At 34.7% G+C, this 25,613-nt stretch carries 26 protein-coding genes; 12 read left to right on the top strand and 14 right to left on the bottom strand.

Translation table 11 applies throughout. The features are described from left to right. Positions 1–268 precede the first annotated feature (268 nt). Positions 269–1,624: a DEAD/DEAH box helicase gene (locus tag DFQ03_RS07320; protein WP_133672511.1), complete on the bottom strand. Its 1,356-nt coding sequence runs from the start codon at positions 1,622–1,624 to the stop codon at positions 269–271. 290 nt (positions 1,625–1,914) lie between these two features. Here DFQ03_RS07320 and DFQ03_RS07315 point away from each other — a divergent pair, with 290 nt between their 5' ends. Then, positions 1,915–2,436 carry a hypothetical protein gene (locus DFQ03_RS07315; protein ID WP_208295896.1) on the top strand — a complete coding sequence of 174 codons (522 nt, stop codon included), beginning with the start codon at positions 1,915–1,917 and terminating at the stop codon, positions 2,434–2,436. Positions 2,437–2,469: 33 nt separating this feature from the next. Here the strand turns inward: DFQ03_RS07315 and DFQ03_RS07310 are convergent, their stop codons facing one another. Both DFQ03_RS07310 and DFQ03_RS07305 read right to left on the bottom strand, forming a co-directional pair. Continuing rightward, positions 2,470–4,968: an ABC transporter permease gene (locus tag DFQ03_RS07310; RefSeq protein ID WP_133672641.1), complete on the bottom strand. Its 2,499-nt coding sequence runs from the start codon at positions 4,966–4,968 to the stop codon at positions 2,470–2,472. 47 nt (positions 4,969–5,015) lie between these two features. After that, on the bottom strand, positions 5,016–5,705 hold the full coding sequence (locus DFQ03_RS07305; protein WP_133672509.1) for an ABC transporter ATP-binding protein: 690 nt from the start codon (positions 5,703–5,705) through the stop codon (positions 5,016–5,018). 62 nt (positions 5,706–5,767) lie between these two features. Here DFQ03_RS07305 and DFQ03_RS07300 point away from each other — a divergent pair, with 62 nt between their 5' ends. After that, a complete protein-coding gene (locus tag DFQ03_RS07300) occupies positions 5,768–6,505 on the top strand; it encodes an arylesterase (protein WP_133672508.1) in 738 nt (245 codons plus the stop codon). A gap of 707 nt (positions 6,506–7,212) precedes the next feature. Here the strand turns inward: DFQ03_RS07300 and DFQ03_RS07295 are convergent. Continuing rightward, positions 7,213–7,449: a hypothetical protein gene (locus DFQ03_RS07295; protein ID WP_133672507.1), complete on the bottom strand. Its 237-nt coding sequence runs from the start codon at positions 7,447–7,449 to the stop codon at positions 7,213–7,215. A 365-nt stretch (positions 7,450–7,814) separates the two neighbouring features. After that, positions 7,815–8,495 carry a peptidoglycan DD-metalloendopeptidase family protein gene (locus tag DFQ03_RS07290; protein WP_133672506.1) on the bottom strand — a complete coding sequence of 227 codons (681 nt, stop codon included), beginning with the start codon at positions 8,493–8,495 and terminating at the stop codon, positions 7,815–7,817. A gap of 101 nt (positions 8,496–8,596) precedes the next feature. Between DFQ03_RS07290 and msrA the strand changes: the two genes are divergently transcribed. Beyond that, complete coding sequence (gene msrA, locus DFQ03_RS07285) at positions 8,597–9,304, top strand: peptide-methionine (S)-S-oxide reductase MsrA (protein ID WP_133672505.1); 708 nt, start codon at positions 8,597–8,599, stop codon at positions 9,302–9,304. Between the two features lie 214 nt (positions 9,305–9,518). Next, positions 9,519–10,253, top strand: coding sequence for a sugar-binding protein (locus DFQ03_RS07280; protein WP_133672504.1), 735 nt, complete (start codon positions 9,519–9,521; stop codon positions 10,251–10,253). On the opposite strand, the gene DFQ03_RS07275 is transcribed toward DFQ03_RS07280, so the two are convergent. The 3 genes from DFQ03_RS07275 to DFQ03_RS07265 are packed head-to-tail and all read right to left on the bottom strand — an operon-like array spanning position 10,254 to position 12,790. Continuing rightward, positions 10,254–11,705, bottom strand: coding sequence for a DUF4097 family beta strand repeat-containing protein (locus tag DFQ03_RS07275; protein ID WP_133672503.1), 1,452 nt, complete (start codon positions 11,703–11,705; stop codon positions 10,254–10,256). Then, positions 11,677–12,261 (bottom strand): hypothetical protein, encoded by a 585-nt coding sequence (locus DFQ03_RS07270; protein ID WP_133672502.1) that lies wholly within the window; start codon positions 12,259–12,261, stop codon positions 11,677–11,679. The genes DFQ03_RS07275 and DFQ03_RS07270 overlap by 29 nt, the downstream gene beginning before the upstream one ends. Next, the gene (locus DFQ03_RS07265) at positions 12,245–12,790 is read right to left on the bottom strand and encodes an RNA polymerase sigma factor (protein WP_133672501.1); all 546 of its coding nucleotides are present in this window, start codon (positions 12,788–12,790) and stop codon (positions 12,245–12,247) included. Before DFQ03_RS07265 ends, DFQ03_RS07270 begins: the two co-directional genes overlap by 17 nt. 104 nt (positions 12,791–12,894) lie before the next feature. On the opposite strand from DFQ03_RS07265, the gene DFQ03_RS07260 reads away from it, so the two are divergent. The 4 genes from DFQ03_RS07260 to DFQ03_RS07245 all read left to right on the top strand — a co-directional run bounded on the left by DFQ03_RS07260 (position 12,895) and on the right by DFQ03_RS07245 (position 16,803). Next, entirely contained in the window at positions 12,895–13,809 is a 915-nt protein-coding gene (locus DFQ03_RS07260; protein WP_133672500.1) for an aldose epimerase family protein, read from the top strand. An 84-nt stretch (positions 13,810–13,893) separates the two neighbouring features. Then, positions 13,894–14,883, top strand: coding sequence for a methylmalonyl Co-A mutase-associated GTPase MeaB (meaB, locus tag DFQ03_RS07255; RefSeq protein WP_133672499.1), 990 nt, complete (start codon positions 13,894–13,896; stop codon positions 14,881–14,883). An 83-nt stretch (positions 14,884–14,966) separates the two neighbouring features. After that, positions 14,967–15,926 carry a glycosyltransferase family 2 protein gene (locus tag DFQ03_RS07250; RefSeq protein ID WP_133672498.1) on the top strand — a complete coding sequence of 320 codons (960 nt, stop codon included), beginning with the start codon at positions 14,967–14,969 and terminating at the stop codon, positions 15,924–15,926. Next, complete coding sequence (locus DFQ03_RS07245; RefSeq protein WP_133672497.1) at positions 15,910–16,803, top strand: lysylphosphatidylglycerol synthase transmembrane domain-containing protein; 894 nt, start codon at positions 15,910–15,912, stop codon at positions 16,801–16,803. Before DFQ03_RS07250 ends, DFQ03_RS07245 begins: the two co-directional genes overlap by 17 nt. 2 nt (positions 16,804–16,805) lie before the next feature. Here DFQ03_RS07245 and DFQ03_RS07240 read toward each other — a convergent pair whose 3' ends face one another. From DFQ03_RS07240 to DFQ03_RS07225, 4 genes are read right to left on the bottom strand one after another with little or no spacing between them, the layout of a single operon-like run. Continuing rightward, positions 16,806–18,464: an ArnT family glycosyltransferase gene (locus tag DFQ03_RS07240; RefSeq protein ID WP_133672496.1), complete on the bottom strand. Its 1,659-nt coding sequence runs from the start codon at positions 18,462–18,464 to the stop codon at positions 16,806–16,808. Further along, positions 18,461–19,030: a phosphatase PAP2 family protein gene (locus tag DFQ03_RS07235; protein ID WP_133672495.1), complete on the bottom strand. Its 570-nt coding sequence runs from the start codon at positions 19,028–19,030 to the stop codon at positions 18,461–18,463. The genes DFQ03_RS07240 and DFQ03_RS07235 overlap by 4 nt, the downstream gene beginning before the upstream one ends. Positions 19,031–19,035: 5 nt before the next feature. After that, positions 19,036–19,263, bottom strand: coding sequence for a hypothetical protein (locus DFQ03_RS07230; RefSeq protein ID WP_073243390.1), 228 nt, complete (start codon positions 19,261–19,263; stop codon positions 19,036–19,038). Between the two features lie 57 nt (positions 19,264–19,320). Next, on the bottom strand, positions 19,321–20,688 hold the full coding sequence (locus DFQ03_RS07225; protein WP_133672494.1) for an MATE family efflux transporter: 1,368 nt from the start codon (positions 20,686–20,688) through the stop codon (positions 19,321–19,323). A 368-nt stretch (positions 20,689–21,056) separates the two neighbouring features. Here DFQ03_RS07225 and DFQ03_RS07220 point away from each other — a divergent pair, with 368 nt between their 5' ends. Continuing rightward, complete coding sequence (locus DFQ03_RS07220; protein WP_133672493.1) at positions 21,057–21,461, top strand: response regulator; 405 nt, start codon at positions 21,057–21,059, stop codon at positions 21,459–21,461. A gap of 3 nt (positions 21,462–21,464) precedes the next feature. Here the strand turns inward: DFQ03_RS07220 and mazG are convergent, their stop codons facing one another. Beyond that, positions 21,465–22,241 carry a nucleoside triphosphate pyrophosphohydrolase gene (mazG, locus tag DFQ03_RS07215; RefSeq protein ID WP_133672492.1) on the bottom strand — a complete coding sequence of 259 codons (777 nt, stop codon included), beginning with the start codon at positions 22,239–22,241 and terminating at the stop codon, positions 21,465–21,467. A 163-nt stretch (positions 22,242–22,404) separates the two neighbouring features. Between mazG and DFQ03_RS07210 the strand changes: the two genes are divergently transcribed. Both DFQ03_RS07210 and DFQ03_RS07205 read left to right on the top strand, forming a co-directional pair. Continuing rightward, positions 22,405–23,238 (top strand): sugar phosphate isomerase/epimerase family protein, encoded by an 834-nt coding sequence (locus tag DFQ03_RS07210; protein WP_133672491.1) that lies wholly within the window; start codon positions 22,405–22,407, stop codon positions 23,236–23,238. Between the two features lie 47 nt (positions 23,239–23,285). Beyond that, the gene (locus DFQ03_RS07205; protein ID WP_243834445.1) at positions 23,286–24,149 is read left to right on the top strand and encodes an SMP-30/gluconolactonase/LRE family protein; all 864 of its coding nucleotides are present in this window, start codon (positions 23,286–23,288) and stop codon (positions 24,147–24,149) included. Positions 24,150–24,151: 2 nt separating this feature from the next. Here DFQ03_RS07205 and DFQ03_RS07200 read toward each other — a convergent pair whose 3' ends face one another. Next, entirely contained in the window at positions 24,152–24,616 is a 465-nt protein-coding gene (locus DFQ03_RS07200) for an Ig-like domain-containing protein (RefSeq protein WP_133672489.1), read from the bottom strand. A 261-nt stretch (positions 24,617–24,877) separates the two neighbouring features. On the opposite strand from DFQ03_RS07200, the gene DFQ03_RS07195 reads away from it, so the two are divergent. Then, the gene (locus tag DFQ03_RS07195) at positions 24,878–25,606 is read left to right on the top strand and encodes an MIP/aquaporin family protein (protein WP_133672488.1); all 729 of its coding nucleotides are present in this window, start codon (positions 24,878–24,880) and stop codon (positions 25,604–25,606) included. The last annotated feature ends 7 nt before the right edge of the window (positions 25,607–25,613 follow it).

Raw genomic sequence — 25,613 nt, 5'->3', positions numbered from 1 at the left:
TGTTGAACAATGTAAAAGTACTTTGAGGTCCACCATTGAGCATCTTGACCTCGCTAAACTGCTATAATTTTCGGCTAGCGTAAAAATCTGTGACGAATCGTCAAAAAGTGTCGACGAACGGTTTTAAACCTAAAAACACCACACCGATTCGGTGTGCATTTCATCGGTATTTTAAATTTAGATACGAAGTAACAACAGCTCAAAATTGAGTAATATTTGAAAGCTTTGCTCCTAAAAAACAAAGCCTCTTAATAGAGTAGTGAGTAAATTAAAATTTGTGCCTTCCGCGTTTACCGTAGTTCTTGTCGCCACGAGTTTTAGATTTCGTGTATTTCTTTTTAATGATGCGCTTATACGAACCACCTTGATTTTCCTTTTTATTCTTGTCAGACTTTTCATGAAAGCTAGCTCCACGTTCATCTTCATTAATATTTAAAGGGTTTTCGTGCTCTTTGTGCTTAGGTTGCTCGTCGAAAGTAAGTTGAGTTGCAATTTCAACATCACTAGGTAAAGGCAGTAAATTGACCTTATGCGACATTAAATCTTCAATGGCATCTTTGGCTTCTTCTTCTTTCTCTGTAAATAAAAGAATAGAAGTCCCCTCCTTCTCTGCCCTACCCGTTCTACCGATTCGATGCATATAGTTTTCAGGATACGTCGGTGTATCAAAATTTATAACATGAGATATCTCTTGCAAATCCAATCCACGAGCCATAACATCGGTAGTAACCAAAATACGATTTTTACCCTCGTCGAATTGATTAATGGATCGTAGTCTATAATTCTGAGTTTTGTTGGAGTGAATAATACAGATTTCTTCACTAAAAAACTCTGCCAATTCTTTAAAGAGTAAATCGGCACTACGCTTGCTTGAAACAAATACTAGTACTTTATGGTAAAGTTCTACATTCTGCAATAAATTCACTAACAGATTTACCTTCGTATAAAAATTCGGGGTAGCGTAACCGTATTGGGTAATATTCTCAAGGGGAGTTCCGCTTACTGCAATGGCAATTTTTTGAACACCGGAAAAGAAATCGGTTATGAACAATTCAATATCATCGGTCATTGTAGCCGAAAACATAATGTTCTGTCTCTTCTGTGGTAAAAGCTCAAAAATATTTACGAGCTGAAACCTAAAGCCTAAATCTAACATTACATCGACCTCATCAATAACCAGTTTCTTCACTTGTTTTAACTGAACTGCCTTTGTTAAGATCAAATCATATAATCTCGCTGGTGTTGCTACTAGAACATCAGTACCTAAAGCCAAAGCCTCTTTTTGGCGTAACATACTCTTACCGCCAAATACTCCAAGAACACGAATGCCTGCATATTTAGCCAATTTTTCTGCCTCTTCTACCACCTGTACCACCAACTCTCGTGTAGGTACTAGAATAATTACCTTCGGATGAATTTCTTTAGAAAACTTAAGCGTATTTAAAATAGGAAGTAGATAAGCAAATGTTTTACCAGTACCTGTTTGTGCAATACCTACAACATCACTACCACTCATTACAATAGGAAAAGCTTTCTCTTGAATGGGAGTAGTATTTTCAAAGCCTAGATCTTCAAGTGCTTTTTCTAAATTTCTAGATATTTTTAAATCGGTAAACAACGGCATAACAATCACTTTTGTATTTCAGTTGCAAAGCTATGCTGATTAGTTGACAAATCATGTAAAGTGAGGCAATTATCGATAATTAAGTAAATAATGACTTTTAAAGTTTAATGGTAAAGGGCATTTTCTTTTTCACGTGGACAAATTAAAATAGTTTACTTTGAAACTATTATTTGAATACAACATAAAGTATTATATTTCAAAAAAGAAAAGATTATTCTTATCTAATGAAATCAAATACATTCCTATTAGTATCGATATTCCTTTTATTTATAAATGAAAGTTTTGCCCAAATGATCAATAAGACATATGATGAGGCAATTAATAATGCCATTGCCAAACAATATCCGGAATACCATACAGGACTTATAAAAGTATTAGATGATTTTGAAAAAGAATTAATTTCCAAAAAAGTAATTACAGATGGTACCCATGAAAACTACGTCAACCTTTTAAACGAAATAAGTAATGATAGTACTTATGAAATAGTAAGTGATTACGCTTTGGGAGATTCTTTAAAGATAAATTCTAAGCGCTATAATTATGAACTCATAAACATTATGAAGACAGTGCCGTTAATAAACTATAGAAATAAAGCTCAAGCAAAAAGCATAGTTTTTAATCAACGAGCATCTGAAATTACTGCTAAAAAAAGAGAATTTTTCCGTTCAGATTACGCATCACTTTTGTTAGAGGTATATGATAAAAAAGACCTTCGACTACCAACAATACGAACACAGCTGTATCGTTTTCTTGACCCAAATACAGATTACATTTTGTATACATATATTGGAAAGCCCACTTCAAAACAATAATAAATGAGCTTTAAAATTGCAATTAATATAAAATTACCCTTCTTTTCGTAACACCTGTAATGGTGGACTATTTAATACCCCTTTACTATTCATTAATCCAATAGCCAATACCAATAAAGTTATACCCGGTAAAACCACCAAAAATGGCACCCATGAAGGAATAAAAGGTGTGTCGAAAATGAAATACGCCAATAAAAAACTACTAACTAAAGAAAGTATTACTCCTACTCCGCTACCTAAAACTCCTAAGAATAGATATTCTAGAGCATTTATCTTTAATATCTGTTTACTCTGAGCACCTAAAGTCCTTAACAATACACTTTCTCGAATACGTTGGTATTTACTATTACGAACAGATCCAATCAAAACAATAATACCAGTAAGAATACTAAAGAAAGCCATAAAAGATATGACCCATGAAATCTTATCCAAAATATCTTCAACCAAGGTTACTACCTGTCTTAAATCAATAATAGATACATTTGGAAATTTCTTTACCAGCTCTCGCTGCAAATTTGCAGATGAGGCTTTATCTGGGGCATTTGTGGTCACCACATGAAACTGTGGTGCATTCTCTAATACGCCTTTAGGGAATACAATAGAGAAATTGAGTTGCATACGCGCCCAATCTACTTGTCGAATATTACCTACAACGGTAGTCATTAACTTTCCTTGAACATTAAATACTAAGGTGTCACCAATTGTCACTAAAGCATCATTTGCTACATTGTCTGCCAAAGAAATAGGTATTACCGTGGCATTCGGGGCAACAGAAGGTATCCAATCCCCTTCCAATAATTTTTCAGAACCGATCATAGAATCTCTATAAGTTGTTCTAAACTCATGGTTAAGAATCCATTTGTTAACCCTAGTTGTAGTATCTAATCGAATATCATTAACGTCTCGATCTTTTATACGCTCTAAACGCATGGTAACAATGGGGATATTATCTATAACAGGCAATCCCTTTGGGGTTATTGTATTTGCTACAGCATCGCGTTGATCTGTCTGAACATCGAACAATATCAAATTCGGACTCTCAGCACTCGCTTCAAAAGAGGTTTTGGCAAGTAGAAAATCTTTAGTAAAATATAAAGTACTAATTAAAAATGTACCTATTCCAATAGATAAAATCAATACTACTGTCTGATTATTTGGCCGGAATAAATTCAACAAGCTTTGTCTGGCAGCAAAGCTCCAAGACTTCGGGAAGTAGCGTTTTATCAATCGCATAAATAGAATTGATACTCCCGCTAAAATGGAAAATGTCACCAAAATTCCCGCTACGAAACTCAATGCAAACTCCCATCTGCCCAATAACCAAAAGGCGAATAACAAAACAAAAAGAACAATGGCAACGACTACCCATATTTGATAAGGCCTTGCCTTTCTACCCGTATCTTCTTGCACACGTAATACTTGTAAAGGCGAAATAAACCATGTATTCACTAATGGCGACAAAGCGAATAAAACAGACATGCAAACGCCTAATAACAACCCTACGAATATGGCTTGAAATGAAGTCGATATTTCAACTTCAAAAGGTAAAAACTCTTGTAATATAAGTGGGAAAGTTTGTTGTAAGATCAAGCCTATAATAGTACCTATGAGTCCGCCCAACAAGCCCATTCCTGCAATTTGAATCAGGTAAATTAAAAACGTTTGTTTTCGCGTAGCCCCTAAACATTTAAGAACAGCAACCGCCTTTAATTTCTCTTTTATATAGATATGCACAGAACTTGCGATACCTACACACCCTAAGAGAAGTGCAATAAATGCCACCAAATTCAAGAACCGACCCACATTTTCATATCTACGCCCCAATCGCTCACTAGTATCAGTATGGGTATCCATATCTGCATTTTCAGCGTCTAATAACGGGTCCACTTTTTTACTTAGTACTTCTAAATCTGCCTGATCGTTATTAAAATAGTAATTGTAACCTAAACGACTGCCTCGTTGTAACAGGCCGCTTTCTTCCATAAACCTAAATGGCACAATAATGGGTGGTGCAGCTGTCGCACCGATACCTGTACTACCAGGTGCTGTAATCAATGACCCAACAATGGCAAAAGTTGTTGTTCCTAACTTTACACTATCACCTGGTTTTAAATTATACTGAAGCATTGCGGTGGCATCAACCAAAGCTCCGCCTTTTTCTAAATATTCTTGAGCCGCATTGTCAGGTTCGGTTTCTAACTCCCCATAAAAAGGAAAATCACCTTCGATAGCGCGTACCTGCACCAATTTTGTAGCTAGACTTTTTGGAAATGCTGCCATCGAAGCAAAATTGACCTCTCTAGCATCGTATCCACCTAAAGAATCCATTAATTCAGTTACACGTTCATTGGCAGGCTGATTACTATCTATAAGAAAATCGGCACCCATAAGTGCTTTAGATTGTAAGCCGATATTGTCTTTAAGATTATCACTAAAAGATTGAATGGATACCACTGCAGCGATACCTAAAATAATAGATGCCATGAACAATAACAAGCGTTTACCACTAGCTTTGCCATCTCGCCAAGCCATTTTCAACAACCAATTAAATGATGCTTTTGATGTTCTTTGTGTTCGATTCAAGATATGGTCGCGGTTTCGTTGATTACTATTTTACCACCTTTAAGTCGCAATACATTTTTATTTAATTTGGCCAGCTCTAAATCATGGGTTACAATTACCAATGTAGTGCCCATTTCTTTATTAAGATCAAATAATAATTTAATGACTTTTTCACCGGTTTCCTCGTCTAAATTACCCGTTGGTTCATCGGCAAAAAGTATAGAAGGTTTATTAGAAAACGCTCGTGCCAAAGCAACCCGTTGCTGTTCACCACCAGACAATTGAGATGGGTAATGATCATGACGATCACCCAAACCAACTTTTTTCAAAAGCTCCATAGCATCTGTAGATGCATTTGCTGCACCTTGTAATTCAAGTGGTACACTAACATTCTCTAAAGCTGTTAATGTGGGTAGTAATTGAAAGTCTTGAAAAATGAATCCTACTTTTTCATTTCTAAGAAGAGCTCGTTGATCTTCGTTCAATGCGCTTAAATCTTCCCCACAAAGTTCAATTGTTCCTTCGTTAATTTCATCTAATCCGGCACAGAGCCCTAATAAGGTAGTTTTTCCACTACCTGACGGACCTACTATTGCAAAAGTGTCGCCTTCTTCAATAGAAAAAGAAATATCATCAATAACAGTCAAATTCTTAGATCCGCTCGTATACGTTTTCTTTAGATTACGTACGTTTAATATCTTTGTCATAAATCATTTTAATACAAGATGACAAAATAAACAAATGATTTGGAATCTAATAAGTTAAGACTATGTTGAAAGTATTAAAGTTTCGTTATTTTTTATTGGCGTTGTTATTCGTTGGATGTGGAGAAACTACAGAAAAGAAACAATCTGACACCCAAACAGAGAATGTTAACAATACTGAAAACGAAGAAATTTCAGTGGACGACAAAGTGATATTATTCTATGGAAATAGTCTTACCGCAGCCTATGGCTTAGATACGAGAGAAGGATTCCCGAATAGAATTCAACAAAAATTAGACTCTTTAGGTCTAGATTATAAAGTAATTAACTCCGGATTGAGCGGAGAAACCACTTCTGGAGGATTGAATCGTTTAGACTGGGTACTAAATCAGCCGGTGGATATTTTTGTCTTGGAATTAGGGGCAAATGACGGATTGCGAGGTATACCGATTACAGAGTCTATGAATAACTTACAATCGATGATCGATATGGTCAAAGATAAAAACCCTGAGACACAAATCATTTTGGCAGGTATGCAAATACCACCAAATATGGGTGCAGATTATGCATCTCAATTTAAGATGATGTATCCTGCCTTAGCAAATTCTAATGATATAATGTTGATTCCGTTTTTATTGGATGGTGTTTCCGGTATTCCGAAATTAAACTTAGAAGATGGAATTCACCCAACTGCAGAAGGACAGCGAATAGTAACAGAAAATGTTTGGAAAATTTTAAAGACTGTCGTGTTACCTCAAAGTGGAACAGGGGTAACAGAAGAACTTGTAGAAGAATTGAACTAGGCTAAAGAAATTGTTCTTACTCTTATCTTAAAAAGTAAGGCTTGTTTGACTCTTGCATTTTTGACTTTAAAAAACCTTGCAGCTGTTTGGAAACCCTGAGTATTTACGTCAGACTTAATTATTACATCTGCCATGGGCATAATAATCGTCTGTACTTTTATGTCTGGTGACTTTGATTGTGCTTGGGACTGGGTTCCCAAACAGATAACAAGGAATAAAAAAATAATTGTACGCATAATAAAGTAGGTAAATTTGGTTTATAGATAACCACCTAGGTGTAAGTAAACGTATTTCCAATTCGATAAATGGTACAGTTTTTACGATGAAAAGTTCGCTTTTCGATGTACTACCAATTTTTGTAGTCCGTTTTCCTACAAAATTTTCCTCCATTAGACTGCGTATTTGTGCAGTTCATCGAGTTAATAAGCTTTTTCCTACAAAAATATACTTATATCATATAATAGGACTACAAGAGGTGAGTTCAAAAATGAGAATTGAGAACATAGAGATGAGAGAATAGTTGTTAGTTGTTAGTTGTTAGTTGTTAGTTGTTAGTTGTTAGTTGTTAGTTGTTAGTTGTTAGAAACTATAAAATTTACATCATTTAAACACAATGACTTATTTTGCCACTTATTACTTTCAACCTTGTACTTTGTACTTCCCACTTCTTACTTAATACTTTTTACTCAGTACTTAATACCAAAATTTTATGCCATTTTTGGTTTGTTCGCTTTAGTTAAGAAGTTTAAATCTCTTTTGATTCTAGAGTTTTTGAATTTGTATAATCTAGCTATTTCTGTAGTAGTGTTAGCTTTTACTTCATTTGTTGTTTCAGTAACGATGCTCATCTCAACAGTTTCAACTTTTACTTCATTAGTAGTTTTTTGCGCTTGAGCAGTAAAGCTTATAAAGATGATGAAGATTGTTGCTATTATTGTTTTCATGATTTGCGTTTGTTACAATAATAGAACGCCGCAGACCTTGCTTTACTAGGTGATGAATCGCTGAAAAACCCCTAATTCTCGTTACTTGACACAACTTCAGATGAAGTGTAAAATCGCATCGATAAACGACATCACCCCCAAAAACACCTTACCGATAATTGATGTCGTTAACCGACAAATAAAACTTTAAGTACAAAATTAAGAGTCAAGTTCAAGTTCAAAAAATAGAAAAGAGAGGGAAGTATATAGATTTCAGTTGTTGGTTGTTGGTTGTTGGATTTAAATAAAAAAATCTATATTATATATTCTCGCTTCTAAATTCTAATTACTTAATGCATAGGACTCTGGACTATCTAAATAACAACCTACATTTTTAAAAGAAGATTTGGATCTGGGCAGTTTTCTTTATAATAGGACAACTGAGATTCAGCACATACTCCTGGGTAATCGCCTTCATTACCTTCTAAGTCCTTTATTATTTGAAAATGAAGGTGTGGCGCGTAGTTTACATTAATATCGGGTGTACCTAATGTGGCAAGCACATCTCCAGCTTTAAAGATCTTTCCTATATATAATCCTGATAAAGAATCTATCGCTAGATGACCATATAATGTATAAAAAGTAATATTTTTTAAAACATGTTCAAGAATAATGGTTGGTCCGTAATCACCAATAGTAACATTATTTTTAAAGCTATGAATTTTTCCATTTAACGGCACAATAACCTTCGTACCTGCATCACACCAAAAGTCAATTCCCAAATGAATGTTTCGAACAGGTTTACTACTAGATGTAAAACCTTCCTTATCATTATATAAGTTTCTTTGTTCTAAATATCCGCCATAGGCGATAACACCTTCTTTACTTTTAAGCACTCTATTTATATAATCTTGACAAACGGCATGATCGGTAATATCTAAATCAATCAAATCTTCATTGTACTTAGAAAGATTTAATGGCACATATAAGTCAGAAGAAATAGTGTCGTCTAAAATACAGATCGTTTTTACAGAGTAAGATTCAAGGGCTTGAAGTAATGTATTCATTTCTCAAAAATATAATATCCTTTACTCTCGTTAACATTTTTTAACCCTTTTCCTCGTAAGGTCTTTGTAAATTACCTACAAATTGCAAAAAGAAAATTATTATGAAAATATTACAAATCACTTTGTTGGCCTGTGCGACTTTGATTGCGACTAGTTGCCAATCTAAAGTCAAGAAAAAAACCATATCTGAAAACACCGAAATAGCAGAAACGGAACACGAAAAAATAGAGGAAGAGATAAAGTTGAGTCCGCAACAATTAAGTAAATACGAGACCGCTTATTTTGCCAGCGGATGCTTTTGGTGTGTTGAGGCTATTTTTGAAAGTGTAAAAGGAGTTAAAGAAGTTGTTTCTGGCTATGCTGGCGGCGAACAAAAGAACCCGACCTACGAAGAAGTAGGTTATGGTAAAACTGACCATGCAGAGGCTGTTGAAATATATTACGACCCAAATGAAATTTCGTTCACCCAATTGGTACAGGTATTCTTTGGTTCTCATGACCCAACTCAATTAAATAGACAAGGCCCCGATCGAGGAAGACAATATCGCTCTATTGCTTTTTATAAGAATGAGGAGCAAAAAAATATAATAGAAGGTTATATGCAGGCGCTTACAGATAATAAAGTGTATGATAATGATCCAATTACGACAGAAGTCGTACCTTATACTATATTTTACAAGGCAGAGTCGTATCATCAAGATTATGAAAAGAACAATCCTAACAACTCGTATATCAGAAATGTTTCTATACCGAGATTAAATAGATTTAAAGAGAACTTTGGAGATTATCTAAAGAAGAGTGCCCATTAAAAGATCTCCCAAAATATTTTATATAAAAGCATCTCGTTTGGGATGCTTTTTTTATGTAACAGCCTGTACAATAATTACACAGCACATTAGTTAAACTAAGAACAAGTAGGTTCTTTTTATTTTATTATATCTTGTTGCCACTTATATAAGTACTATAAATCTTACAGAACTTAAGAAAATAGTATTTTTGAACTATAGATTCCAAACAGATATTATGAAATGGACTATTTATCTTTTACTTCTTTTAGGCGTTTTTTCATGTGCAGAAGTTAAAAGCAAGAAAAATTCTCAGTCAACCCCAGTTTCTTATATTAAAGATGCCCCTGCCCTCGATGGCAGAGCTATAGAAAACTATTGGAATTTATTAGATTGGAAACCAATTGATCAAAATTGGATCGGTGGTCCTTTTGACCATGATGATTACAACGGCAGATACAAAATTGCTTGGAACGAAGACGGACTATACCTTCTACTAGAAATAGTTGATAATACTATTTTAGATAAAACCGATGATCCCTTAAAACTTTGGTGGAACGATGATTGTGTAATAGTTTATATAGATGAAGACAATTCTGGAGGTCAGCACCGCTTTAATCACAATGCATTCACTTATCACGTAGCCTTAGATGGTAATGTGGTAGACTTAGGTGTTGATGAAAAACCTACACTGTACAACGATCATATAACTTCTAAACATCAAACAGAAGGTAATACAACGTATTGGGAAATGTTTGTTAAGGTTTACCCAGGTATATATAATGATGATCCTAGCATTAAGCCGGTTGTACTTTCTGAAAATAAAAAAATTGGTTTTGCTCTAGCATATGCGGATAATGATAGTAGTGAAGAGCGCGAGAACTTAATAGGTTCTGTATTTGTGGCAGGAGAGAATAAAAACATGGGGTGGATAGATGCCAATGTGTTTGGCACATTACAATTGGTAAAATAACTATTGCAGTATCACTTCACTATAATCTGATGTAATTACGATAGATCGTTTACTATTATTTTTTAAGTGATGCCCTTTATAAATAGTTGTAGTTCCGTTTTTAGTTTCTTCAATCTGTAAACCTGTTGGTAATTTCAATGACGATGAATTGCCTTTCACATAAACGTTGGTAGCCACCTTTGGCATTGTTACCGTTAAATCGCCGTTTCTTACACTAATATCCAATTCTTCGAAGTCATTACCCATTTCAAGAATATGCACTGCGCCAAAATCATTCTTTACAAAAGCATTTTTGAATAACTTATCGATCGTAACCTCAGACGAAGTAGCCTGTAATTGTAATTGAACCACCTCTGATAATGATATTTCTTCTGAATATGATGTACTTAACTGTCCGTAATTCCATTTTTGAACGGTAACCGGAGTATATGAGGCAGAAACAATTGTTTCTTCGCCATCGATAGTAACTGCCCAAAGCCTTGAATGCGAAAGCTTCGCATTCAAGTTTTTAGTATTCTCAGCTAATTTAACCTCACCATGGCGTACATCCATTTTAATTTTAGTTGACTTTGGCAAGGTAATTTTTATGGTCTTTTTGATTTTAAAATTCTTTTGTTCACCTTCATTTGAAAAGTAAAATACATTGGGTACATCTGCTCCATTTACTCTTGAAGTGCCTATAAAAGACCGAAGTTCTTCTCTTTCTTTCTCAACATGAGCACGTTTCTCTTCTAACTCTTCGTGTCTTTGTTGCATATCTTCATGGCGTTTTTCAAGTAACTCGGCTTTTTCCTCCATTAATTGAGCCCGCTCTTCATTACGTTTCTCCATTCTTTTTTCGATTTTTTCTGCTTGCTCCTCCATACGCTCAGCCCATTCTTCCAATCGTTTTTGATGTTTTTTATCAAAACTCTTTTCAAAATTCTTTTGCCATTTTTTCATGTATTTATCACCATCCTCTTGGTACTCTTCATAATCAAATGTAAAGGCATCGGTTAATGGTAGTGGTGGCATTTCTGGAAAGGGAGCTATCTGAGGTACACTTACTACGAACGAAGCAATTTCTGGAACCTCTATTCGCATACCACCATGATTAAAGATATTTTCAGAATCAAAACTTGTAAAGAAATCATTGTTCTTAGATTTTGAAGATATTTTAATCTCTTTACTATTACCTAATATTTCAATAGGGCTATTCTTAAAATAATTCTCTGCTTCTTCTTTTGTAGCTCCCTCAAGGGTAATGGTGGCTGTTATAGCCACCTCATCCTTGTCCCAAGTTTCAAATTCAATATCGGCATAACTGGTATTGATATTTACTACCGCATCTTCTGCAACAATAAATCGTTCTTGAAATGTTTTACTCTCTTCTTGCGCCATAAACGCGTTTGAAGTTAAAAGTGCTAATGCAATGATGAGTTGCTTAGATACTGTTGTCAATGATCTGTTCATTTTTTGATAATTTTAATTCGGTTAACTTTCTTTTTAATTTTTGTAATAATTGTAATCGTAACTGTAAATTTTCTATCAGTGCCGTTATCGTTTGGTCATTCGGGCCTAGTTCTTTTAGTTCATCATTTAAAGATTTATATTCAAGGTTTAAATTATTGAGCTGTTCCATAAAACTATCGATCAACTCTTTGGTGTCTGGCGACACTTCTAACTTTGCCAGTTCCATATTAATATTGGCTACATAATAACTTTCCACCTTTTTCAAGTCTGGCGAAAGATCTCCGAAAGTAAATTCAGATTTTTGTTCATCTTGAGTAGCATTATTAACTACAGTTGTCGTGTTACCAGTATTTTGATTAAAATACAAGAACCCTAAACCGATGCTTATAATTACTGCAACCGATGCCGCAATTTTCAACCAACCTTTATCAGTTTTCTTTTGTGCCGGTATCGATTCTTCTAACTTTTTTAAAAAGCGCTCTTCATGACCATGTTTAATAGTATACTTTTGCTCTTCTCGATCCTTTTTGAACATTTCCCTAAGATCCTGCTCCATATTTTTTTCCTTTTAATAGTTCTTTTAAATGACCTTTACCACGCGATAATCTTGTTCTGCAGGCAGATTCTGAAATATCTAATACTTCTGCTATTTCTTGATGGTCATAACCTTCGACCAAAAACATAAGAACTACGTATTTGTATTTATCCTGTAGCTCATCTATGGCACATTTAACCTGTTCAATACTAATAGCTGCCGGTACATTCCAATTATCATCTTCTGCAACAACTTGCATATAACCTTCGTCTAACGAAACTTCTTTATCCTTTTTAGATTTGAGAAAATCGATACTCTTATTCACCACTATGCGTTTTAACCAAGCACCAAAAGTTACATCGCCACTAAACTGATGTATCTTTTGAAAAGCCTTAATAAACGACTCCTGTAAAACATCTTCTGCATCATCTCCATTTTTTACAAAGCGCATTGCCACAATGTACATACCGTCACAGTATTTCCTGTACAGCTGTATTTGCGCCGCACGGTCGTTTGCCTTACATTTCTCAACAATACTGCTTTGAAACATGAATTAATTAGTTTGGTTTTGGGTTGTTGCTATAATAAGGACGATATAAAAAATAGAATGTTGCAAAAATTTTTATTTTTACACTACACTATTAAATATTTCCTTTGAAACAAGTTACAATTTCCAATGCCTATTTAACACTCATGGTGCTTGATTATGGCGCTACCATTCAAAAATTACTTGTAAAAGGCGCAGATGGCGAGTATACTAATGTAGTAGTTGGTTATAACCACCCGAGTAGGTATCGTTTAGATGATAATGTTTTAGGTGCCAGCGTAGGGCGATATGCAAGTAGAATTTCTAATGGAGGATTCGTAATCGATAGAGCTAGGTATGATGTGTATCAAGAAGATGGTGTTCACCTACATGGTGGCAAAGAAGGTTTTCATCAAAAATATTGGATTATAGAAGAGGTAGATCAAAGTGACAAACCTTATGTAAAATTGAGCTATACCAGCAAACATTTAGAGGAAGGCTACCCAGGAAATTTATCTGTTAGCGTTACATATAAATTAATGGATAATGCATTGCAAGTTATTTATGAGGGAGTTACGGATAGAAGTACGGTTATTAACCTTACCAATCATTCTTATTTTAAACTAGATACCAACCCTTATATTGATGATTATGAATTGCAATTGAATTGCCCTTATAGATTAGAAACGAAAGAAAACTTATTACCTACAGGCGATATTATACCGGTTCGTAAAACAAAATACGACTTTCTTCTTACTAGAAAAATAGGCGTACAAAGGTTAGATACTATTTTTGTTAAGGATATTGGTAATGAGAAGGTTGCAGAAATACAATCAAAAACCTCTGGCATAAACATGAAAGTGTATACCAACCAACCAGCTTTGGTAGTTTATACTCCGTCAGATTTTCCGGGAATTTGTTTTGAGACACAGAACTACCCTGATGCACCTAATCAACCCGATTTTCCTAAAAGCATCTTAAGACCTGGTGATATCTATAATAACATATCTATCTTTAAATTTGATATTGTCACTCCAAGCTAATTTAAGCATGGAACGCTACTAAAATTTTGGTTCCTATTTACAAGTAGTACCTTTATTCCCCTTGCAATTATATAAGTAGTTAGAATGAATTTAGCCAATCTTACCACATCAGAATTTCTTGAAGGTATCTATGCCAATAATGTTGCCATAGTGAGCAAGGCTATTACCATAGTAGAAAGTACCAAACCAGAGCACCGTATAATAGCAAATGAAATTATTGCCGGTTGTATTTCAAAAAAGCATGATTCTATAAGAATTGGTATTACCGGGGTGCCAGGTGCCGGAAAAAGTACATTTATAGAACAATTTGGTGGTTTACTAACCGGTTTGGGCAAAAAGGTAGCGGTGCTTACCGTAGACCCCTCTAGCAGTAGAACAAAGGGTAGCATTCTTGGCGACAAGACTCGTATGGAAGAGTTGGTCAAAAATCCCAATGCGTATATAAGACCTTCAGCTTCCGGTTCTTCATTAGGTGGTGTCACACGTAAAACAAGAGAGAGTATCCTTATTTTAGAAGCGGCAGGTTTTAACTGCATTTTAATTGAAACTATTGGCGTTGGACAGAGTGAAACTGCCGTTCACGACATGGTAGATTTCTTTTTATTATTAAAATTAGCTGGTGCAGGTGATGAGCTGCAAGGCATAAAAAGAGGTATTATTGAAATGGCAGATGCTATTGTCATTACAAAAGCAGACGGAGATAATATAAAACGAGCAGATTTTGCTAGGATGGAATTCACTAGGGCATTACACATGTTTCCGCCCAAGGAAAATGGTTGGACTCCTGAAGTGCTGACTTGTTCTGCAATTGATAATAAAGGTCTTGAAGAAATTTGGCAGTTAATAGATAGGTATTGCGAAGACATGAAAGCATCCGGATATTTTAATGCTAATAGACAACAGCAAAATGAAAATTGGTTAATACAATATTTAGAACAAGAACTATTGACCGAATTCTACCAACATACGAAGACCAAAGAAATGCTACCACAATTAAAAAAAGAAGTCATCAGTGGTAATATCTCTCCGTTTTTAGCTGCAGAAAAGCTCTTGAAAGCTTTAAAACAAAGCTAAATCGTTTAGAATGTTACTAACGTTCATGTACATTATCTTAAGGATAAAAAACATAACTTTGCACCTATTCAAAAAACAACCCAATGCAACCTGTTACCACTTCCCTACTTTCGGTAGTTGTTCCTTTATATAACGAACAAGACAATGCGGCTCTTTTAACACAAAAGATCCACGAAAGCTTGGTTGGCTACGATTATCAAATTATTTATATCGATGATTTCTCGACCGACAACACCAAAAAAGTAGTCAAAGGTCTTAAAGATGAAAAGGTTCATCTAATTGAGTTGAAGAAAAATTATGGACAGAGTTTAGCCTTGGCAGCAGGTCTTGATTATGCCGAAGGAGAGTACATTATTACCATGGATGGCGATTTGCAAAATGACCCATCTGATATACCGCAAATGCTGACGTATGCCGTTAGCGGTGAATATGATGTAGTAACCGGTATTCGTCAAAAAAGAAAAGATTCTCTAGTAAAAAAAATACCCTCTAAAATTGCTAATTTTCTGGTACGTCGCGTTACCAAATTAGATATTAAAGACAATGGTTGTGCCTTAAAAGTTTTTACAAAGGATATTGCCAAAGATTTAAATTTATACGGTGAAATGCACAGGTTTATTACCCTACTTGCATTTCTAGAAGGCGGTCAAATAAAGCAAGTACCGGTAAAGCACCATGCACGCCATGCCGGGGTCTCTAAATACGGATTAGAACGCGTTTTTAAAGTAGTTGCAGATATGATGCTCTTGCTTTTTATTCGCAAATATTTTCAACGCCCTATTCACCTATTCGGTATTTCTGGTTTTTTAATGATTATGGCAGGGGTTTTTATTAATATTTATCTAATGATCGTTAAGTTCGGTTTTGGTGAAGATATTGGCACAAGACCTTTGTTGACAGTAGGTATGATGTTTATTTTTGCCGGTATTCAATTATTCACAATAGGTATTGTAATGGAATTATTAATACGTACTTATTATGAATCTCAGAACAAAAGACCATACCGCATTAAAAAAGTAAGTGTAGGTGGCGAAGTTAAATAAGAAAGTAACCACCGGATTAAAAGTACTGATCAGTGCCGTTTTAATTTACTTCATTTTTACAAAAATAAATGTAAGTGAGATCAAAGACATACTGTTTAAGAGTAATCCGCTTTACTTAATTTTAGCAGCTATCTTCTTTGTACTTTCTAAGTTCATGGGGGCAATACGCCTGAATCTATATTTTCACAGGCTTAATATTATGCTTACCAATGCAAGCAATTTTAAGCTATACCTATTGGGCATGTTCTACAACCTGTTCTTACCTGGTGGTATAGGAGGCGATGCTTACAAAGGCTACATTCTTAAGAAAACCTTTGATGTCAAAACTAAAAGAATGGTGAGTGTGTTAGTCTTAGATCGACTTGGCGGACTATTATTATTGTTTATATATGCCTGTGCCCTATTAGCTTTTCATAATGCTGAGATTTTAATTGGATATCGTTGGATGTTACTTTTGGCCATACCAATATCGGTTATCGTATTTTGGTTATTGACCAAGAAGTTTTTTAGTTATGTACTACCCATTTTCTGGAAAACAATGGCATTATCTGCTTTGGTACAATTGGCACAATTAATTTGTATTTGGTTTATTTTGCTTGCACTGAATATTGAAACGAATCAAATATCATACCTCATCATTTTCTTGATTTCATCTATTGTAGCAGTAGTGCCTTTAACATTAGGAGGAATAGGAAGTCGTGAAGTAACCTTCTTTTATGGGGCCAAATTATTGGGACTAGACCAAAATATATCTGTTGGGGTAAGTGTATTGTTCTTCTTAATTACTGCTATAGTTTCTTTTTTTGGCGTTTGGTACCATTTTAAGAAAATTAAATTGAAGTTGGCAAATATTACCATCAATTCAACAAACGACTAGCTTTAATAAATATGCAACAAGTGCATTTTGCGCGTTACTTTCTTACGTGTATTCGGGTTTAAGAATTTTGCTTGTAAACGTGTTATTCTGAATTGATCAACAGAAAGCTGAGAATCCCAATCGAAGCCTTTTTCTTGTAACATAATCTTCTCATCATCATTCACATATACCCAAATATCTTTTTTGCTTTTTAAACCCTCTGGCGTAGTAATTTGAACAGGAAATTGATTGTAAAAGTCCAATGACCAGGTGTAATCTTTACCTACTTTATAAATTCGATCTACAGGAATATCTTTTTCAACTATCACCTTAGACATAGAAGACCCACCTTGATAGTCTAATAAATTCGGATAAAAATGTAAGTTCAAAACTGCATTTAAAAGTAGTGATGCACAAACGGAAATTGTAATCAATTTCATGTAAACGCCTTCCCTTCTTAAGGTATAATAGATGATTAGTATTGCCGCTCCAATTAAAAACACATATGCTACCACATTTCGTAATTTGAAGACATAAAAACATATTAACGCTGAAGCAATCAATACAATACTGAGCACAAAGTATTGCCCTATCATTAAATACTTCACCGTTTTTTCTTTGTTTGTAGAATACAAATTATAGATATAGGCAGCGGTAATAACCGAAAATAACGGAATAGTAATATTCAAATAATGAGGTAATTTGAATTGGGCAAAACTTATAATAATGAAAATTAAAGTGATACCGCCAACGGTTAAAAATTCAGACCCTTGAACATACTTAAACTTCTGATTGATAAATAACTTTATCTTATGATAGAATGCAGTAACCCCTAATATGGTCCAAGGAAGAAAAACCCATAAGAATGTATGAAAGAAAAAGAAGTAATCACTACTATTTTTACCGATACCTTCGCCGCTTAAACGTTCAAAACTCTGTTCCCAAAAAATGAAGAATATACCACTGCGATGGTCTTTACCACGTATCACTTTTTCCGGGTGCAAATCAAATTGCAAATAATACGCATATAACATTGGTGTTATCGTCACTGTAAATACAAACAATGCCAAAAGTACTTTCCAGCTTATAAATGCTTTCCAATTACCCGTATAAAACAAATGACAAAGTATGGGCAATCCTATTACTAAAAGAGCTATTTGCCCTTTTGTAGAGAATGCTATACCTGCTGCAAAAGCACCAATTGCTATTGCCAACATACTGCCTTTCTCAATATATTTTGCCAATTGCCAAATCGCTAAAATACTAAAGCCTGTTAATACGGCATCTGTACGAACATCAATAGCACCCAAAACAATTGTCTGCGCGGTCATAAAAACCAAAGCAGCTAGTTTACCAACATGTTTATTATAAAGTAGGCTACCTAAACCATAACAGCTATAGGCTGCTAACAAGGTAGCTAATATGCCAGGTATACGATAAGACCAATCATAAATACCGAATATTTTATACGATAAAGCTGCCAGCCAGTAATGCATGTGCGGTTTATCTAAATACTCTTCAGGACCTTTAAAGAGGCTAAAAAAATCATTCTCTTGCACCATTCTCATGGCCATCACAGAAAACTGTGCAGAATCATTTTCAAACAACGTTACAAACATACCTGCAACGTATACCAAAAAAATTAAAACAATTAAAAACCAGTACCTTAGATTAGATATCATAGGGAGAATTTGCGAAGTGCAAATATAAATAACTTTACAAACAACCAGCCGAATAGCGAGCCTATTACTGCACCGGTAATAATATCAAGTGGAAAATGTACTCCGATATACACTCGGCTAAATGCTACCAAGGCTGCCCACAGTACTAAAAAGATGCCTAAGTATTTGATGCTAGATCTTAAAATACTACCAAAAAAAACGGCTATTGCAAAAGAGTTCGAGGCATGAGCCGAGAAATAACCAAATTTACCGCCGCAGTAACTTTTCACCAAACGCATATAAGGTTCAACTTCGGGATCATGGCAAGGTCGTAATCGAGCAACACCGTACTTAAAAAAATTACCTAGTTGATCTGTAGCAGTTATTAAAAGAGCAATAGATATTAAGAGAACCATAGTTTTCTTACCTCCATATTTCTGATACGAAAGTATGAGCAAAAAAATGTAGAGCGGTATGGCACTAAACTTATTCGTGATAAATTGAAAAAAAGTATCCCATTGGGGCGTACCTAATCCGTTTAAGAATAAAAAAAAGTCTTTATCTAATTGTAAAAGCTCTTCAAGCATAATTATTAATCTTCGTATCTAGACACTTCACGATCGTAAAATGCAGTTGCATCTTTAATTAAGTTTTCGGCTTCTTCTTCCAATTCTTTTTCATCTTCCTTCGAGAATTCTTCAAGCCATTCTACCTCATCATCTTCAAGGTTGATTATAAACCTTGGAAACTCGGTGTGTACTACAAATATTGCTGTCGGATAATCTGTATTATCACCCAATAAAAATTTCGGAAATTCCATAAAAATTATAATCTATAAGTTGAAATGTAATTGTTGATAACAATCATAAATAGACCGTTATGCGGCAATTAATTTTTTAGTTAAATAATTAAATCGAAGATACAACATAATCGCCGATGCCGTTAGTCCGGTCAGTAAACCAACCCAAATACCGGTACTTTTCAAATCTGTATGAAGACATAAATAATAACTAACAGGAAAGCCGATCAACCAATACGAAATAAACGTTATCACAGTAGGTATTTTTACATCTTGCAACCCACGTAGTGCACCCAAAACAACTACCTGAACTCCGTCTGATATTTGAAAGAAAGCTGCCACTAACAATAGTTCTGCGGCGATAACCAATACTTCTGTATTATCGGCAAAATTTGTCATGTCTTCAATATCTAAATATAACGACGGAAACCAATGTCTACCAATTAAGAAAAGCGCGGCAAATATAATTTCAAGTAAAAATGTCAATAGAAATATAGACTGTGCAATTCGTCGAAGCTCTTTAAAGTTTGACAATCCCTTTTGATTGCCAACCCTTATCATTGCTGTAACACCAAGACCCATACCGAACATAAAAGTCATACTACTTAAGTTAAGTGCTATTTGGTTTGCTGCTTGGGCATTTTTACCCAGAACACCACTTAACCATACTGCCGATGTAAAAATACCAACTTCAAAAAACATCTGTAAAGCAGAAGGGAAACCTAATTCTACAATCTTTTTCATTACCGTTTTTTCAATCTTCGCGAAATTGAATCCGGTTACGTAGTACTTGAATTTCTCTTTGGTTTTTAAGATGAACCAAAGATATAATACCATAAAGAATCTTGAAACCAACGTACCAATAGCGGCACCTACAATTCCTAATTCTGGAAATCCGAAATTACCGAAAATCAACAGGTAGTTTAAAACAATATTAATCACGTTAGCAACTATAGTAGCATACATGGGGTATTTTGTCTGAGACAAGCCTTCAGAAAACTGCTTAAATGCTTGAAATATTATCAAAGGTACTAATGAGAAAGCCACCAAATCCAAATATGGCAATGCCAGCTCTACCACCTCAATAGGTTGTTTCATGGCATACATGATAGGTTTTGCCAATAAAATAAGTCCGAATAATGTCAACCCTAAAACGGTACAAAGTAATAACCCGTGTTTTAGGGCACTTTTAGCATTTTCCTTGAGTCCTGCGCCATCAGCTTCAGCAACCAAAGGTGTAATTGCCGTAGAAAAACCAATACCTAAAGACATGGCAATGAATACAAAACTGTTACCTAAAGATACCGCTGCCAATTCTGCCGTACCTAATTGACCGACCATAATATTATCGGCTAATTGAACAAAGGTGTGACCCAGCATTCCTAAAATAACAGGAACAGAAAGCTTAATATTATAACGAAATTCTTTGGTGTAATTCTGTAACAAAACCTAAACTAAAATTTTTGGCAAAGGTACCGTTAATTGAACAATTAATATTCGCTATATCGAGGTTAAATAATCGGTAAGGTTATTATATTGGGGTGCAGATCACTAAACAATCTCTAGAAGATTTAGTTAATTAAATACAAGATTGTTTTAAAATTATTGAACCACACATTACATACATTTATAATCTAAACAAAATACAAATCACTGAAAATCAATATAATAATAAACAAAAACCAGTATATAAACACATAAATACTATCTATTGATACTCATAAAAGGTTCATCTACAGATTTTACAGATACTATTATACTATAACAGGTCGTTATTATTACAAACACACCAAGTACCATTAATTACAAAAAGTATGAACCAAGATCCATTGGTTTGGATAATCGACGATGACGATATATCCAAATATGTAATGAAACGATATCTAAATCAGTTGTCGGTAACTAAAATTATCGATTTTCCAGATTCAGTGCAACCATTAAAGCTGATTCACGATAAGTATAATTCTTTAGACAAATTACCAGACATTATTTTCCTTGATTTACATATGCCTGTTTTAAACGGCTTTGATTTTATTAAGGATTTTCAAACGGTAGCTACAAAAATTGATAAGGAAATAAAAATTATCATGCTAACGTCGTCTATAAATGCAGAAGACGTCGACCACGCCAAAAGCTTCCCCGAAATAACAGATTATTTTATAAAACCAATTAAACCAAGAGACTTGGCGAGAATTATGAATATAGAACTAAAACAATAACTTTCATTCTTTAGTTTTTGCCTCATTCCAATAGACATCCATTTCTTCTAAAGACATATCATTCATTTCCTTACCAATTTCTTTTGCTTTAGATTCAAGGTATTGAAAACGTTTTATAAATTTTTTATTGGTTCGCTCTAATGCGTTTTCTGGGTTGACACCCAAAAATCTAGCATAATTAATCATAGAGAAAAGTACATCTCCAAATTCTGCTTCAATCTTCTCTATATCACCAGCCTCTACTTCTACTTGAAGTTCACCGAGCTCTTCTTGTACTTTCATAAAAACTTGTTGTGGTTCTTCCCAATCAAATCCGACACCAGATACCTTATCTTGAATTCGATTCGCTTTTACCAAAGCAGGTAAACTTCTTGGCACTCCTTCAAGTACACTTTTTTTACCTTCTTTTAATTTGATCTGTTCCCAATTTCTCTTTACATCTTCGGCATCAATAACCTTTACATCACCATAAATATGTGGGTGCCTATTTACCAATTTGTCACAAATAGCATTTGCCACATCGGCTATATCAAAATCATTGGTTTCTGAGCCTATTTTTGAATAGAAAATAATATGGAGAAGCACATCGCCCAATTCCATCTTAACTTCATTAAGGTCATTATCTAAAATAGCATCGCCTAATTCGTACGTTTCTTCAATGGTAAGATGCCTTAACGATTGCATCGTCTGCTTTTTGTCCCAAGGGCATTGCTCTCGCAACTCGTCCATAATGGTCAATAGCCTATCTAATGCCGCCAATTGTTCTTTCCTACTATTCATGCCTAATATTTTTACAAAAATACGCAACCACAAATTGCCGCACTAAAAATCCTGTTTAGTTTTCGTACATTTAAAATCGTAATATTATTTAAGAATTTCAGTATTACGCAAGCGGATTTCTGATAACTTAAAAAATCAAACAACACCACTATACACCACACCAATGAATACAAGACGAAAATTTATAAAAAATGCCGGTCTATTAAGTGTTAACACAGTTTTACTGCCACAAATAACTATGGCAAGTATTAGAAACTCAAGCTATGGCGTTCAGTTATATTCCTTCAGAGATGAAATGCTTGCCAACCCAATGAAAATGTTAGAGAAAATTGCTAGCCTAGGTTTTAAAGAAATCGAAAGTGCGGGCTCATCTAAAGGATATTATTACGGATTGACGCCGGCTCAAATGGGTAAAACCTGTAAAGCATTAGGAATGTCTCTTACCAGTGGTCATGTACATTTAGATGATAAATTTGAGCAAACCATGGCAGATGCCGTTGCTTCTGGTCAAGAATATCTAATATGTTCATCAATGCCATCCGACGGGCAAACGGTAGATAATTACAAAAGAGTAGCAGAGCAGTTCAATATAGCTGGTGAAGCTTGTAAAAAGCATGGATTAAAATTTGGTTACCATAACCATGAATATGAATTTGAGTCAGATAACGGAGAAGTGCTTTATGATGTACTTATGGATAATACACAAAAAGAATTAGTACATATGGAACTGGACTTGGGGTGGGTAGTCGTTGCCGGTAAAGACCCCTTGTATTACTTTAAGAAATACCCAGGCAGATTTCCCCTTTGGCATTTGAAAGATATGGATGTGCATAAAAAAGTAAGTACAGAATTAGGTAAGGGTATTCTTGATGTTCCATTAATGCTTGAAATGAAAGAACTATCTGGTGTTCAACATATTTATATAGAACAAGAAGAATACGCAAGTACACCTTTTGAAAGTATGTTGTATAACATGAACTATTTAAAGAACTTATAGCCACATATATGAAATTTTATAATCGATTAATTTTCACATCCCTACTATTGTCAACAATAGTTTCTTGTAAAACTCAGCAAAAGGCATTGATTACCGATGGCTCTGAACTTGTACAGATTGCTAATAATTTCAGCTTTACCGAAGGGCCTGCTTCAGACAAAAATGGTGATGTATATTTCACCGATCAGCCAAATAATAAGATTCTAAAATGGAACCACGCTGATAATTCTATAAGCACTTTTATGGAATCATCAGGTAGGGCGAATGGTTTATACTTCGACAATAATGAAAATTTACTGGCTGCAGCCGATGATAAAAATGAATTATGGAGAATTCATAAAACGGGTGAAATAGATACCCTGATCACAGATTTTGAAGGTAAAAAATTAAACGGACCAAATGATATTTGGGTTGATACAAAAGGTGGAATATATTTTACAGATCCTTACTACCAAAGAGAATATTGGACAAGGACCGAAGCTGACATCAAAGAAAAAAATGTCTACTACATTTCACCAGGTTTAAAAAACATTACAATAGTAGCAAAAGGGCTAACCCAACCTAACGGAATTATTGGCACACCAGACGGAAAATTACTATACGTTGCAGATATAGGTAACAAAAAAACATACTCCTACTCCATTCAAAAGGATGGCACATTAAGTGACCGCAAACTTTTTACAGACATGGGTTCAGACGGCATGACAATTGACAATAAAGGAAATATCTACTTAACCGGTGACGGTGTTACCATCTTCAGTTCAAAAGGCGAACTATTAAAGAATATTCCGATTAATGAAGACTGGACAGCCAACGTTACGTTTGGTGGCAAAAAGCAAGATGTATTATTTATTACTGCAATGGGTTCGGTGTACACCTTGCAAATGAATGTACGTGGTGTTAGATATTAGAATTATTGTTTTACAAATTTCCTGTTTAACACACCTGGTAAGTCTTCGTTTACGCCCTCGATCAACACAGATGAATTTAAAACCATCGCACTAAAATTAGATGCGTTTAGGTCAAGTACGCTACTTTGAAAAGTCCACTTACCGGTGAAGTTATTAGTTCTACCGCAACGAATAGCATAAAAATCGCCGGTTACACTAGTAATATCTAGTTCTACTAAATCAAGATCCCAAGTACCGTCTGCATTAATGGTTAACGTACCGTTTAAACAATCGAGCTCATCTAACATATTATTCGAAGCAGTACCGTCTTCATCAACATCTTGGGCGACATTCACATTTATTTCGCTCAAGCTATACGTACCTATGACCAAGGCACTATCGTCAGTTGCAGTTTCGCTGTCATCAGATGAGCAACTTATAAAAACTAGAACTAGACAAGTAAAAAGATAATAGGTATATTTTTTCATGAAAATATTAAAATCGGTTAATCCTACATTGAAGATAAGCAAAACAATTTTATAATATGTTGCTAGCACCGCGCATTAGGTTCTATAAATATTTATCTAAATACCGATACTTCTGAAAGTTTACGAATAAATTTTTATAGACATTATATTGAAATTCATATAATTACATACTTATAATTATCAACTACTCAACAAAGGGTTTTAATTCTTCATAATTCCTCGATTTTCTTTATCTTAAACCACTTAAAACCCAACCAAACTATGATTACATATATTTTTGAATTTATTGGCACTGCTATGTTAATTTTAATAGGAAATGGCATTGTTGCCAACCTTGTTTTAAAAGGCACAAAAGGTAGTGACGCCGGCTGGACAGGAATTTCTATTGCATGGGGTATTGCCGTATTTATTGGGGTATTTATTTCAGCCGATGCCAGTGGAGCTCATCTAAACCCAGCAGTAACCGTTGCACTTGCCGTTGCCGGAAAATTTTCTTGGGCACTAGTACCAGGTTATGTTGTCGCACAAATTTTAGGTGCTATGATGGGTAACTTTTTAGTATGGCTCAATTATAAAAAACAATACGAAGCTACCGAAGACACCGATGCAATTTTAGCCACCTTCTCCACTTCACCAGCTATTAAGAGTCCATTTTGGAACTTAATGACTGAAATTATTGGAGCATTCGCTCTTGTATTCGGCGTATTTTTTATTGCTGGCGGCACCATGGGCGAAAATGCGATTTCTCTAGGGTCTTTAGATGCACTACCTGTTGCATTATTGGTAATGGGTATTGGTTTTGGGTTGGGCGGTCCAACGGGTTATGCAATAAATCCTGCTCGTGATTTCGGCCCTCGTTTATTACACGCTATTCTTCCAATAAAAAACAAAGGAAATAGTAATTGGGGTTATGCATGGGTTCCAATAGTTGGACCTATAATTGGCGGAGTTTTAGCTGCCTTAGTATTTATACTCATTGAAACCATTTAATAAAATT

Origin of the sequence: Maribacter caenipelagi, assembly GCF_004364175.1 — a bacterium.
GTDB lineage: Bacteria > Bacteroidota > Bacteroidia > Flavobacteriales > Flavobacteriaceae > Maribacter > Maribacter caenipelagi.
This window is presented reverse-complemented; position numbering and strand designations above follow the sequence as displayed.

What these genes read in the sequence shown, in the direction of transcription:
- mazG (WP_133672492.1), bottom strand. Translation starts at nt 22,241, where the DNA reads ATGAATAGTAGGAAAGAACAATTGGCGGCATTAGATAGGCTATTGACC.
- DFQ03_RS07195 (WP_133672488.1), top strand. Translation starts at nt 24,878, where the DNA reads ATGATTACATATATTTTTGAATTTATTGGCACTGCTATGTTAATTTTA.
- DFQ03_RS07265 (WP_133672501.1), bottom strand. Translation starts at nt 12,790, where the DNA reads ATGTTTCAAAGCAGTATTGTTGAGAAATGTAAGGCAAACGACCGTGCG.
- DFQ03_RS07280 (WP_133672504.1), top strand. Translation starts at nt 9,519, where the DNA reads ATGAAATGGACTATTTATCTTTTACTTCTTTTAGGCGTTTTTTCATGT.
- DFQ03_RS07235 (WP_133672495.1), bottom strand. Translation starts at nt 19,030, where the DNA reads ATGCTTGAAGAGCTTTTACAATTAGATAAAGACTTTTTTTTATTCTTA.
- meaB (WP_133672499.1), top strand. Translation starts at nt 13,894, where the DNA reads ATGAATTTAGCCAATCTTACCACATCAGAATTTCTTGAAGGTATCTAT.
- DFQ03_RS07230 (WP_073243390.1), bottom strand. Translation starts at nt 19,263, where the DNA reads ATGGAATTTCCGAAATTTTTATTGGGTGATAATACAGATTATCCGACA.
- DFQ03_RS07290 (WP_133672506.1), bottom strand. Translation starts at nt 8,495, where the DNA reads ATGAATACATTACTTCAAGCCCTTGAATCTTACTCTGTAAAAACGATC.
- DFQ03_RS07250 (WP_133672498.1), top strand. Translation starts at nt 14,967, where the DNA reads ATGCAACCTGTTACCACTTCCCTACTTTCGGTAGTTGTTCCTTTATAT.
- DFQ03_RS07295 (WP_133672507.1), bottom strand. Translation starts at nt 7,449, where the DNA reads ATGAAAACAATAATAGCAACAATCTTCATCATCTTTATAAGCTTTACT.
- DFQ03_RS07200 (WP_133672489.1), bottom strand. Translation starts at nt 24,616, where the DNA reads ATGAAAAAATATACCTATTATCTTTTTACTTGTCTAGTTCTAGTTTTT.
- DFQ03_RS07210 (WP_133672491.1), top strand. Translation starts at nt 22,405, where the DNA reads ATGAATACAAGACGAAAATTTATAAAAAATGCCGGTCTATTAAGTGTT.
- DFQ03_RS07320 (WP_133672511.1), bottom strand. Translation starts at nt 1,624, where the DNA reads ATGCCGTTGTTTACCGATTTAAAAATATCTAGAAATTTAGAAAAAGCA.
- DFQ03_RS07300 (WP_133672508.1), top strand. Translation starts at nt 5,768, where the DNA reads ATGTTGAAAGTATTAAAGTTTCGTTATTTTTTATTGGCGTTGTTATTC.
- DFQ03_RS07315 (WP_208295896.1), top strand. Translation starts at nt 1,915, where the DNA reads ATGATCAATAAGACATATGATGAGGCAATTAATAATGCCATTGCCAAA.
- DFQ03_RS07305 (WP_133672509.1), bottom strand. Translation starts at nt 5,705, where the DNA reads ATGACAAAGATATTAAACGTACGTAATCTAAAGAAAACGTATACGAGC.
- DFQ03_RS07220 (WP_133672493.1), top strand. Translation starts at nt 21,057, where the DNA reads ATGAACCAAGATCCATTGGTTTGGATAATCGACGATGACGATATATCC.
- DFQ03_RS07240 (WP_133672496.1), bottom strand. Translation starts at nt 18,464, where the DNA reads ATGATATCTAATCTAAGGTACTGGTTTTTAATTGTTTTAATTTTTTTG.
- DFQ03_RS07275 (WP_133672503.1), bottom strand. Translation starts at nt 11,705, where the DNA reads ATGAACAGATCATTGACAACAGTATCTAAGCAACTCATCATTGCATTA.
- msrA (WP_133672505.1), top strand. Translation starts at nt 8,597, where the DNA reads ATGAAAATATTACAAATCACTTTGTTGGCCTGTGCGACTTTGATTGCG.
- DFQ03_RS07270 (WP_133672502.1), bottom strand. Translation starts at nt 12,261, where the DNA reads ATGGAGCAGGATCTTAGGGAAATGTTCAAAAAGGATCGAGAAGAGCAA.
- DFQ03_RS07310 (WP_133672641.1), bottom strand. Translation starts at nt 4,968, where the DNA reads ATGGCTTGGCGAGATGGCAAAGCTAGTGGTAAACGCTTGTTATTGTTC.